The 9,082-nt window shown below is 53.5% G+C and carries 11 protein-coding genes; 9 read left to right on the top strand and 2 right to left on the bottom strand.

All coding sequences use genetic code 11. The features are described 5' to 3' along the window. The 3 genes from grpE to B2T33_RS03025 form a co-directional block, all read left to right on the top strand. Positions 1-651, top strand: a 651-nt coding sequence (grpE, locus tag B2T33_RS03035; RefSeq protein ID WP_286791125.1) for a nucleotide exchange factor GrpE, incomplete at its 5' end; no start/stop codon positions are given. Between the two features lie 128 nt (positions 652-779). Then, complete coding sequence (locus tag B2T33_RS03030; protein WP_197146298.1) at positions 780-1,526, top strand: NAD-dependent deacylase; 747 nt, start codon at positions 780-782, stop codon at positions 1,524-1,526. A 72-nt stretch (positions 1,527-1,598) separates the two neighbouring features. Beyond that, positions 1,599-2,534: a DUF3800 domain-containing protein gene (locus B2T33_RS03025; protein WP_197146299.1), complete on the top strand. Its 936-nt coding sequence runs from the start codon at positions 1,599-1,601 to the stop codon at positions 2,532-2,534. A 158-nt stretch (positions 2,535-2,692) separates the two neighbouring features. Here B2T33_RS03025 and B2T33_RS03020 read toward each other — a convergent pair whose 3' ends face one another. Next, positions 2,693-3,379: an ArsR/SmtB family transcription factor gene (locus B2T33_RS03020; protein ID WP_197146300.1), complete on the bottom strand. Its 687-nt coding sequence runs from the start codon at positions 3,377-3,379 to the stop codon at positions 2,693-2,695. 90 nt (positions 3,380-3,469) lie between these two features. Here B2T33_RS03020 and B2T33_RS03015 point away from each other — a divergent pair, with 90 nt between their 5' ends. Continuing rightward, on the top strand, positions 3,470-3,799 hold the full coding sequence (locus B2T33_RS03015; RefSeq protein ID WP_197146301.1) for an NIPSNAP family protein: 330 nt from the start codon (positions 3,470-3,472) through the stop codon (positions 3,797-3,799). Further along, positions 3,796-4,143, top strand: a complete 348-nt coding sequence (locus B2T33_RS03010) for an antibiotic biosynthesis monooxygenase family protein (protein WP_197146302.1) — start codon at positions 3,796-3,798, stop codon at positions 4,141-4,143. The genes B2T33_RS03015 and B2T33_RS03010 overlap by 4 nt, the downstream gene beginning before the upstream one ends. Positions 4,144-4,166: 23 nt before the next feature. On the opposite strand, the gene B2T33_RS03005 is transcribed toward B2T33_RS03010, so the two are convergent. After that, positions 4,167-5,129, bottom strand: coding sequence for a DMT family transporter (locus B2T33_RS03005; protein ID WP_197146303.1), 963 nt, complete (start codon positions 5,127-5,129; stop codon positions 4,167-4,169). Positions 5,130-5,374: 245 nt separating this feature from the next. Here B2T33_RS03005 and B2T33_RS03000 point away from each other — a divergent pair, with 245 nt between their 5' ends. The 4 genes from B2T33_RS03000 (at position 5,375) to ppa (ending at position 9,039) form a co-directional block, all read left to right on the top strand. Then, positions 5,375-6,313, top strand: coding sequence for a LysR family transcriptional regulator (locus B2T33_RS03000; RefSeq protein ID WP_008888717.1), 939 nt, complete (start codon positions 5,375-5,377; stop codon positions 6,311-6,313). Positions 6,314-6,372: 59 nt separating this feature from the next. Continuing rightward, on the top strand, positions 6,373-7,383 hold the full coding sequence (gene galE / locus B2T33_RS02995; RefSeq protein WP_286791124.1) for a UDP-glucose 4-epimerase GalE: 1,011 nt from the start codon (positions 6,373-6,375) through the stop codon (positions 7,381-7,383). A 125-nt stretch (positions 7,384-7,508) separates the two neighbouring features. Then, positions 7,509-8,348 (top strand): glycosyltransferase family 2 protein, encoded by an 840-nt coding sequence (locus B2T33_RS02990; RefSeq protein WP_286791123.1) that lies wholly within the window; start codon positions 7,509-7,511, stop codon positions 8,346-8,348. A gap of 166 nt (positions 8,349-8,514) precedes the next feature. Then, complete coding sequence (gene ppa / locus B2T33_RS02985; RefSeq protein WP_008888719.1) at positions 8,515-9,039, top strand: inorganic diphosphatase; 525 nt, start codon at positions 8,515-8,517, stop codon at positions 9,037-9,039. The last annotated feature ends 43 nt before the right edge of the window (positions 9,040-9,082 follow it).

Below are 9,082 nucleotides of genomic sequence, written 5' to 3'. Positions count from 1 at the left end.
AGGTTAGCCATGTCGGAAACCGCAAAGAACACTCCGGAAGATCTGCAGGACGTCAATGCAGAGGAAACCGCTTCTGAAGAGGTCGCAGCAGAGGCGACTGAGGAAGTTGTTGAGGACGCCGCACCCCAGGACCCGATCGCCGCACTTGAAGCCGAAGTCGCGGAACTGAAAGACCGTCTGCTACGCCAGGCCGCCGAGGTGGAAAACACCCGCCGCCGCGCGAAAAAAGACGTCGAGGATGCCGGTAACTACGCCATCACCAAATTTGCCCGCGACCTTTTGGATGTCAGCGACAACCTGCGCCGCGCGCTTGATGCCGCGGGCGATACATCCAATGCCGATCCGGCGATGAAAACCCTGTTTGACGGGGTTGAAATGACCGAACAGGCATTGCAAAAGGCGCTTGAAAAGAACGGCATCGAAAAGCTTGAACCGCTGGGCGAAAAGCTTGACCCGAACAAACATCAGGCCGTGTTTGAACTGCCGCATCCGGAATATCCGGACGGCCACGTCGCACAGGTCATGCAGGCCGGTTACGTGCTTAAGGGCCGTTTGCTGCGCCCCGCCATGGTTGGCGTGACCAAAAATCCGGGTGGTGAAAAACCAAGCCAGACCGACACCCCGGGCGGCAACGTCGATACCTCCGCCTGAGGACATTAAAGACGATAAATCGGTTTTAGCGGATCGGGTTTAAATACAGCCTCGCCAGACATACTTGGCGAGGCTGTTTTATTTGCATTAGGCTACCGGTACTGATCACCAGCACAGGACCGCACACCATGCCGCTTCGCCCCGACCTGATCGACATCCTGCGCGATGAAAAAGCCACGATTGTCATTCTGACCGGGGCTGGCATTTCCAAGGAAAGCGGACTTCATACCTTTCGCGATCCCGATGGCATCTGGGCAAGATACGATATTTCCGAGGTCGCAACGCCCGAGGCCTTCGTGAGTAATCCCAATCTGGTGCATCATTTCTACAACGACCGCCGCGCTGGCTTGCATGACCAGACGGTTCAACCCAATGCCGCCCATCTGGCCCTGGCAAGGCTAGAGGCCGAATGGCCCGGTGACGTGTTGCTGGTCACCCAGAACATTGATGATCTGCATGGTCGGGCCGGGTCCAAAAACCTCATCCACATGCATGGCGAGCTTTTGAAAATCCGCTGTAATTACTGTGATCTGCTCACCGATTGGCCGGGTGACCTTGCCAAGGAAACCCCGTGCCCAAGTTGCGGCAAGGCTGGTGGATTGCGCCCGCATGTGGTGTGGTTTGGCGAAATGCCGCTTGAGATGGAACGCATTTATGCTGCCCTTGGCGATTGCGGGCTTTTCATCTCGATTGGGACATCGGGCAATGTCTATCCGGCGGCCGGATTTGTGCAAGTCGCCCACGAGGAAGCCGGGGCTGAAACGGTCGAGCTCAATCTCGAACCCAGTTCGGGTGCCACACTGTTTGATCACAGCCGCTATGGCCCTGCCACCGAACTGGTTCCGGCCTTTGTTGAGGCACTTCTTACACAATAAAAAGTTTATTGCATATAAACAAAAAACTACCGAAGGTAAGCAGTTAATAATTCAGTGCGTTGCGAGACTTAGATGGAATACTCCTACGTCGCTTATATCGATGAGGCAGGTGACGACGGTCTTAGAGTTGTTAAACCTAACCATCCAAATGGCTCTAGTGAATGGCTGATAATTTCAGCTGTAGTGGTACGAGCAAAGAATGAGAAATCTGTGCCAGTTTGGGTCAGAGATATTCGAGATGGACTTTGGCGACATAATCGACCTGATATCCACTTCGCGAAGTTGACACCAAACAAGAAGAAATTTGTTTGCGAAGAAACAGCGAAACTAGATGCACGCTTTTTCGTTGTAGCCTCGAATAAAAGAAACATGCAGGGCTACAGAAACCCAATGGCTGAGAAGATTCCCTCAAAAAATTGGTTCTACTGCTGGATGACTCGAGTATTGCTTGAAAGAGTTACGGATTTTGTCTTTTGGCATGCAAAGAAGACTGCCAATCCGAACTGCAAACTGAGAATTGAATACAGCGAGCGAGGCGGTCTCTCATACTCACAAATGAAAGCCTACTATTCGTGGCTAAAGTGGAAGAGCGATGCCAGCGCAAACTTCCTGTCTTTGGGAGATTTGAAATGGCCCGTCATGGATGCTGGACTGCTTAAAGTATACAACCACAAACAAAGAGCGGGCTTACAACTCGCAGACATCGTTGCGAGCTCTTTCTTTAAAGCAATGGACGTATACGACACCAAAGAGTGCGATCCACAGTTCGCAAAAGCACTGAAGCCACGAATGGCACATTACAGAGACACAAAAGATGGCTTAATTTCGGGATACGGGCTGAAGCTACTGCCTGGTTTTAAAAGGCTTGAACTGCTACCCGAGCAATCTGAGATTTTCAGATATTACGGCTACCCAAAAGAATGGTGGGACCCGGACCCGTCTAATCCAAGAGCTTATAGGTCATTTTCAAATCGTAACAACCGTCCACATGAACGCCATCGTAATTGATTACGACAACCCGAGCTAACCGGCGCCCCACTTTTTAGAATGTAGCACAAATAAGTGATTCACGCAATTGAATCAGTAACTTAACGAAATCGCTACTAATCACTTGAAAAGAATCGACTAATTCGGATTAACCCGAAAACTGCGAGAACAAGTCATCCTTACTTTTCACTCGTGAGTATTCTTCGGAATGATTTCTCGCCCGCATCACTAAATCGCACAATCCGCGACTCCGGCATCCGTCGGGCCCAACCCAAATCATAGAACCGGTCGAGCAAGGCCGCCCCGAATGATCCGGCCAGATGCGATTGCCGGGCACTCCAATCAAGGCATTCCCGGCATAACGGCCGACGCTTGGCCCGCAAGCCATCCAAATCAATGCCAAACGTGTTGGCAAAATCGATCCCGGCCGGGGTCAGGGCAACACCATTGATGTTGCTTTCAATCAGTTTGCGTTTGGCAAGGCCGTCAAACAGCGCAACCCCCATGTCACCCGCCAGATGGTCATAACAAACGCGTGCCTTGCGCAGTTCCGGATCCTTGGGCCCGGTGCGCACGCGGTTATGCCCGACCCGGTTGGCAATCCCCATCAGGACTTCCAGTGCCTCGACAATATCAGGGCCGCTGAGCGTGAAATAACGATGTCGCCCCTGTTTGCGCGGCACAACAATCTGACCGGCTTCAAGCTTTGCCAGATGAGAGCTTGCCGTTTGTGGCGTCACACCGGCTTCTTGCGCCAATTCGGCCGCAGTTAACGCACGGCCACTCATAAGTGCTGTCAGCATATTTGCGCGCGCCGGATCGCCAAGCAATGCGGCCACGCGGGCGATATCGGGTCCTTCTTTCATAGTTCGATGCTAATCGAAGCATTAATGCGCAGCAATCAGGATAATAGGTCGCGTCACCCAACAAGATGTTTCTCCTGAAAGGACGCTGTCATGATCACCTGCTTCATTCGCTATGAAATCGACCCGTACAAGAAAGACGCCTTCATGGAATATGCCCGAAACTGGGGGCAGGCTATTCCGCGTTGCGGGGCGGACCTTGTCGGCTATTTCGCCCCGCATGAAGGATCGGTCTCGACCGCCTATGGTATCTATCATTTGCCCGATTTGGCATCCTATGAAGCCTATCGTGCGCGGTTGAAAGATGATCACTTGGGCCGCGAGAACTACGAATTTTCCCGGCGCGAGAAATTCATCCTGCGCGAAAAACGCCAGTTTCTCAAAATTGCCTCCACCCCGCATACGGAGCTGATCAAACCATGATTGCCGTCATTTTCGAGGTCACACCGCACGATGGACGCTATGACGATTACCTTGCGATTGCCGGTGATCTCAAACCCGTGCTTGAAACCATGGATGGCTTTATTTCAATCGAACGGTTTCAAAGCCTGACCAATCCCGGCAAGGTTCTATCGCTGTCCTTCTGGCGCGATGAGGACGCAATTGCCGCCTGGCGCAATCTGGGCGACCACCGCACCGCCCAGATCAAGGGACGTCACCAGATTTTTGAAGATTACCGTTTACGCGTGGCTGGCGTGATCCGTGATTACGGCCTTCATAACCGCGATCAGGCCCCGGATGACTCCCGCGCACAACATGATCGCTGATCTGTAACGTCGATTATCGGGGCTCAGGCCTTTGCAGGTTTCGGGGATGCTTCTTCATCCCCGATTTCGCTACTCTCGGCAAATTCGGCAAATTCTTCTTCGACAGCATCTTCGACCGCTTTGGCACCGCCCTTGTAATCAAGCAACATCACGGCCAGCACGACAATGCCTGCCCCGATGAAAATCACCGGCATCGGCAGCATGTCAAAGAAGATCAAATCCATTGCGACCGAAAATGGCAGGGCGGTGTATGCCGCAGGCGACACCACACTGGCATCCGCAACCCGGACAGCACGCAACACCATATAGTTGGTCAGCATGGCAAAGAAACCGGCACCCGACGCATAAAGCCAATCGGCCAATGACGCCGGATACCAGGTGATCATCGCAATCGGCACCCAGATCGCAACCGCGATGATCTGAGGCCAGAACAGCATGGAAAAATTGGTTTCGGTCCGGGTCAGCACCTTGGCAAACAGGGTCTGGGCCGAAAAGCAGAACGCCCCGATCAGGGCCGCGGCGACACCCAGCGGCACACCAAAGCCATCCATGCGCGGGAAACACATCACCCACACGCCAACGAGGCCCAGAAGGGTTGCGATGATTTTGCGCGGGGTCAGTTTCTCGCCCAGAATCACCACCGCCAACATGACGGTCAGCAATGCCTCAATAAACAGATAGGCGTTGACCTCGGCGATGCTCATCTGGCGGAGCGCGAAGAACACAAAGAACAGCGACCCGTACCACAAAACGCCACGCGCAATATGCGCCACCGGGCGGCGCGTTCGGATCTGGCGCGTGCCGATAAACATGGTGATGACCAAGAACACCGCAACGGTGGTCAGAGCACGCATCGCAAGAATCTGCGAGGTTGGCACATCATGCGAGACGAGCTTGGCACAAACATCGACAAAAACGCCCGATGCCATGGCAGCCGTCATCCACAGGACACCGCGGAAATTTCCGCTCAGTCGCGTTGCGGTCATGGTCAATCCCGGTTTCGAGGAATATTGGGGTTTCCGGCAGTTGGGGGGAGGCTGCTTACGTGGTGGCGCAAGGAGGCATAAGTCATTACGGCCGGAAACCCTGTATGACGATGATATTGCCTGCTTGTTTGGAAAAATACGAATGAAGCTTTTTCAGCCATTGTTGAGATTTTTTTGGCCCACTTTTCGATCAGGCCTGATAGACAGAATAAAAGACAGTAATGCTCTCCGGATGGAAACCCACGATGCGCAGAAAGCTCCCACCGTTGCGCGCCCTTGTCGCCTTTGAAGCCACTGCACGCCACCAAAGCGTGAAGGGGGCCGCAGAAGAATTGCATGTCACGCAAAGTGCGATAAGTCATCAGCTCCGCCAGCTTGAAGAAAACCTTGGCGTGGTGCTGTTTACCCGCAAGGGCCGTGGATTGACCCTGACCAAGTCGGCAGAGCTGCTTTTGCCCCGCCTGACAGAGGCGCTTGATGGCATTGCCGATATCACCGGCGAAGTCGGCCCGGACAAGGGCAAGGCAATCCGCATCGGGGCGCTGGCGACCCCGGCCCTCACTGTGCTGTTGTATGAGCTTGATAACCTGCGCGACCGGCTGCCCGCCGATATTCCGGTACAATTTCGCAAGATCGAATTTGATGACGGTCTTGATCCGCTTGAAATTGATCTCGCCCTTCAGATCGCGCCAAAGGACCTGCCCGGTCCCGAAGACTGGATTACCGAGCTTCTCACACCCGAAGTCTATACCGCCTTTGCCGCCCCGGAATGGCTGGCAAAGCGCGGCTATGATGCCAGCAATGTTGACGTCGCGACACTCGGCCCGCGCGATATCCTGTTGATCGACAGTGACAGCGAACAGTTCTCCCAGATCGAACAATGGTTCAAGGATGCCAGCTTCTCGCTCGCGGATTGCTGGACCTTTAGCCACCATATCTGGGCGCTTGAGGCCGCACGTGCCGGTCAGGGCATCGTTGCCAGCACCGATGTTGTTGCCCGCAATTACGTTGAGCGCGGTGAACTGGTGCCGCTTAATTTCCCGGATTTCATTTCGCACTGGTGGTATCGCCTGCTGATCCGCCCGGCCCGCGAAAAAGACCCGATCGTCATCGAAGCCGCCAACTGGATCCGCGAACTGATCAACCCGAAAACCGCATCCCTTGCCCGCAAAAAGGTGATGTGAGCATATTTTTTCCGCGGGTTCTTTCACCCGGCTCAGGAACAAAGTAGTAATTCCATTTCATGCAAAACATTTTGATAACAGGCGGTGCGGGATATATCGGATCGCACATTTGCATCAAGCTTCGCGAAAGTGGCTACCAACCGGTTGTCTTTGATAACCTTTCAAATGGTCACCGCGATGCTGTTTCCCCAGATGTGCCGTTTATCCACGCCGATATTCGCGACAGTGCTGCCTTGAACAAGGCCTTTGACGATTTCAAGCCTGATGCCGTCATTCACATGGCCGCCCTGATTGAAGCTGGCGCGTCAATGGTCGAACCGGCCCGGTTTTATGAAGTCAACACTGTCGGGGCATTGAACCTGCTCGAAGCGATGCGGCGCAATGGCTGCAACCACATTGTGTTTTCGTCAACGGCTGCTGTCTATGGCAATCGGGATGATGGGCTGCTCTCCGAGACGCTCGAGGTCCGGGCGGAAAATCCCTATGGCCGCTCAAAAGCCATGGTCGAAACCATGCTTAGGGACTACGCCGAAATATACGGCTTTCACGCCATTGCCCTGCGCTACTTCAATGCTGCGGGCGCCGACCCGGAAGGCCGTACGGGCGAAAGGCATGATCCGGAAACCCATCTTATCCCGCTGGTTTTGCAAACTGCTGCCGGTCAACGCGACCATATCAAGATTTATGGCACGGACTATGACACGCCAGATGGAACCTGCATTCGCGACTATATTCACGTTGATGATCTTGCCAGCGCCCACGTCAAGGCGCTTTCGCATGTCATCGCGTCCGAGAATGCTGCTTTCGATGCCGTCAATATCGGCACAGGCGAAGGCTGTTCCGTCAAAGAGATCATCGAACTTTGCAAAGAGATCACCGGTCAGGATTTCAGCGTGATAGAAGATGCGCGTCGCCCCGGAGACCCTGCCAAACTGGTTGCAAACCCGGCCAAGGCGCAAAACATGCTTGGTTGGCGCGCCAACTATCCGTCCCCACGCCAGATCATCGCGCATGCCTGGGCCTATTGTCAGAAAAACATGAGAAAACCCGGTAAACCAGACGCTCAGTGATCTTTACAGGCGCGTGAAAGTATCAATTCTGTATTGATCGTCAGAGCAGTCGGAAATACTGTCTGCTCACACTGATTTGGTGCTTCCTGAAGCGGACACCACAAGCAACATTTAGGGGTATTTTAGTGCATAAGGTCTCAGTCATCGTTTCGACCTATAATTGGCCGGAGGCGCTGGAAATGGTTTTGCAATCGCTGATCGACCAGAAGGACGATAACTTCGAGGTGATCGTTGCCGATGATGGCTCAGGGCCGGAAACCGCGCAGACCATTGCCAAGATGCAAAAAAAATCCCCGGTGCCGATCAAACATTTCTGGCAGGAAGATCAGGGATACCGGCTGTCGCGCGTGCGCAACGGCGCCATCGCGATGTCCGAAGGTGACATCATTGTGTTTACCGACGGTGATTGCTGCCTGATGTCGAACTTTGTCTCAAGCCACCGCGAAGCGGCCGAAGCAAACTGCTTTGTGACAGGCAAACGTGTTTTCCTAAAGGAACGCTTTACCAAGCTTGCGATGAAGAACCGTCTCCGGTTCCACAAATGGCCACGTGCGATCCTTTTCATGCTGGGCCTGACGGGCAATTGCAATCGCCCATTTCAGTTCATTCCGATCCCGCAAAGCCAGAAAAGCCTGTGGGAGCACGCCAATTGCTGGAAGAAAGCACAGGGGTGCAATATTGCGGCCTTCAAGGATGATATCTTAAAGATTGGTGGCTTCGACGAAGCCTATGAAGGCCATGGGTTGGAAGATTCAGATTTCGTACTCCGCATGATCCGGGCGGGTATCCGTCGCAAAAATGTTGAATATACCTCTCCTGTCTTGCATCTCTTCCACGGTCGTTCGATACCCAGCCGTCATGCAAACGCATCAAAGAACCCGGGTTATTTCAATAATCTTGAGGCAGAAGCAGACCGCTTCACGCCTGTGAAAAGCTCTTTGCTGCCGGTTGCCGAAACCGCCTAGGGTTTCTGATCAAAAGTATCATTTCCTGCCCCCTTGGAAGCGACGACGTTTCGCGATAAAAGGTCGGCATCATTTTCCTTCGGATGCGTCTTTGCATCTTAGAAGCTCATATCAGCCGCCCTGGTGATCGGGGCATGCGTTCAAAAAGCGAAAGGGATTTTCCCAGATGGATCTCAGCAAGATTGCCGTTGGCAAGGATGTTCCGTGGGACGTAAACGTCGTCATCGAAATTCCGCAGGGCGGACCGGTCAAGTATGAAGTCGATAAAGACTCCGGTGCTGTCTTTGTGGACCGTTTCCTGCACACCTCGATGTATTACCCGGTCAACTATGGCTTCATCCCCAACACGCTTGGCGAAGATGGCGACCCAGTTGACGCCATGGTCATGTTCCGCGAGCCGGTCGTTGCCGGTTCTGTCATCCGTGCGCGTCCGATCGGTGTTCTGATCATGGAAGACGAAGCCGGTCAGGACGAAAAACTGATCTGCGTTCCGCATGACAAGATCGACCCGTATTACACCGACATCAAATCCCACGAAGATCTGCCGCAGATCCTGCGCGATCAGATCCAGCACTTCTTCGAGCGTTACAAAGACCTCGAAAAAGGCAAATGGGTTAAGGTCACCGGTTGGGAAGGTGCTGAAAAAGCTGCCAAACTGATCGAAGAAGGTGTTACCCGCCTCGGAAAATAAGCCGCATTCAACCCGTCTTCGGACAGGTACCGGATTTAAAATG

Origin of the sequence: Thalassospira sp. UBA4513 (assembly GCF_002388495.1) — a bacterium.
In the GTDB taxonomy this organism is placed as follows: domain Bacteria; phylum Pseudomonadota; class Alphaproteobacteria; order Rhodospirillales; family Thalassospiraceae; genus Thalassospira; species Thalassospira tepidiphila.
Note: the sequence above shows the minus strand (reverse complement) of the source record. Positions and strands in the feature narration are given on the sequence as shown.